This window comes from Hydrogenophaga sp. (assembly GCF_036675665.1).
Lineage (GTDB): Bacteria > Pseudomonadota > Gammaproteobacteria > Burkholderiales > Burkholderiaceae_C > Hydrogenophaga.
In genome coordinates, this window is sequence record NZ_JAKFEO010000032.1 from 1 (window position 1) to 2,022 (window position 2,022).

Genomic DNA, 2,022 nt, shown 5'->3' on the forward strand with positions numbered 1-2,022 from the left:
TCGACCAATTCCCCAACGCGCATCCGCCCGTTGCCCCGGTGTTCTGGAGTTTCCGTGTCATGGTGGGCATGGGCGTGCTGATGCTGCTGGTGTCGTGGTGGGCGTCGTGGACGCTCTGGCGTGCCCGCGGCCGGGCCATGAGGGCCGATGCCGTGCCGTTTTCACGCTGGCAATTGCGGCTGCTTGCCGCGATGACTTTCTCCGGTTGGGTCTCCACACTTGCCGGCTGGTACGTGACGGAAATCGGTCGGCAGCCCTTCATCGTGTACGGCCTGGTGCGCACCGCCGACGTGGTGGCCGATCACGCGCCCGGCATGGTGCTTTCCACACTCATCGCGTACCTCGTCGTCTACGTCTTCCTGTTGTCGTCGTACGTGCTGGTGCTCATGTACATGGCCAGCCACCCTGCGCAACCAACGGCGCAAACGCCGCAGAGCCCCAAGGCGGCAACGCCTATCCGCGGCCCTGCCTGAAAGGAAAACGCGATGACGTTCACCTGGGAATACATGCTGCCGCTGGTTTTCATGGCGGTGATGGGCTTGGCGTTGCTGGCCTACGTCGTGCTGGACGGCTACGACCTGGGCGTGGGCATTCTGCTGCCTTTCGCGAGCGACGATCAGAAAGACGTGATGGTCTCGAGCATCGGGCCGTTCTGGGACGCCAACGAAACCTGGCTGGTGCTGGGCATCGGCGTGCTGCTCGTCGCGTTCCCGCTCGCGCACGGTATCGTGTTGTCGGCGCTGTACCTTCCGGTTGCCGTGATGCTGATCGGCCTGATCCTGCGCGGTGTCTCGTTCGACTTTCGCGTGAAGGCCCGCGCCGCGCACAAGGGCACTTGGAACGTTCTGTTCGCGCTCGGCTCGCTGATGACGGCGATGGCGCAGGGATGGATGCTGGGCAGCTACCTCACCGGGTTCGACCATAGCTGGAAATCGTCCCTGTTCAGCCTGGGTATCGCCCTCACGCTGCCGACGGGTTACGCCATGCTGGGCGCTGGCTGGCTCATCATGAAAACCAGCGACGAGCTGCAGGCCCGGGCCGTGCGATGGGCGCGTCGGGTGCTATGGCCGATGGGCCTGGCGCTGATCGCCATCTCGCTGGCCTCGCCGTTGGTGAGCCAGACCGTGTTCGACCGCTGGTTCGCCATGCCCCAGTTTCTGGGCCTGTTGCCCATCCCAGTCGCGTGCGCCCTCGCGTTCTACGCCGCTTTCCACGTGACTGCCCGGCCGAACGTGGTAGCCGCGGGTTACGGCTGGGTGGTGTTCGCCAGCACCGTGCTGATCTTCGTGCTGGCTTTCATCGGTCTTGCATACAGCCTCTACCCCTACATCGTGATCGACCGCATGACGGTGTGGCAGGCGGCGAGCGCCACCAAGTCGTTGCTGTTCATCTTCGTCGGGGTTGCGATCACGCTGCCCGCGATCATCGTGTACACGATCTTCATGTACCGCGTGTTCTGGGGCAAGGCGCGGGAGCTGAGTTACCTGCCGTAGGCGCTACGCGGGCAGCATCGCCCACAGTGGCACGGCCTCGGCTGCGAGACCGCCAGAGAGCGAGCCGGATCGGCCGCTGACCAGATCTGCCCGTGATAGTGCGCCAGCATGGTCCAGAACCTCAGCATGAAAAAAGAAAGTCTCGCTTTCATATTTCATGGCATCTCTCCACAGACTTTTCGGGTGGAGCAGGTGCCCACCCTACGTCGGCTGTTCGATCAGTCGAAAGAGAAACACCACGCCAAGGGCCGTGGATGGTGGGTGGCCGACGCAGTGAGGTCAAGGAGGCGCCGCCTCCCGTGGCGGGGGACACGAACGGAGTCGGCCACCCGCCGTCCACGGCACGCCGCCACCAACCGGGGACGTACTCGCTTGGCGAACCTAGACGTCAGCCAACTCCACCTGGGGCAGCAGCCGCTGCTGCGCCTCGCGGTATTCGCGCTTCAGGCGCCCCACCAGTTCGGCCGTGCTGACCACCGCCGTCACGGCGCCAATGCCCTGCCCGCAGCCCCAGATGTCTTTCCACGCC

Annotated in this window: 2 protein-coding genes; both read left to right on the plus strand. The window is 64.6% G+C overall.

The window, feature by feature from the left end:
- Positions 1–473 (plus strand): cytochrome ubiquinol oxidase subunit I (locus V6M63_RS12645; protein WP_332742291.1); only part of this gene is annotated, 473 nt, incomplete at its 5' end.
- Positions 474–485: 12 nt separating this feature from the next.
- Positions 486–1,493 carry a cytochrome d ubiquinol oxidase subunit II gene (locus tag V6M63_RS12650; RefSeq protein ID WP_332742293.1) on the plus strand — a complete coding sequence of 336 codons (1,008 nt, stop codon included), beginning with the start codon at positions 486–488 and terminating at the stop codon, positions 1,491–1,493.
- Positions 1,494–2,022 lie beyond the last annotated feature (529 nt).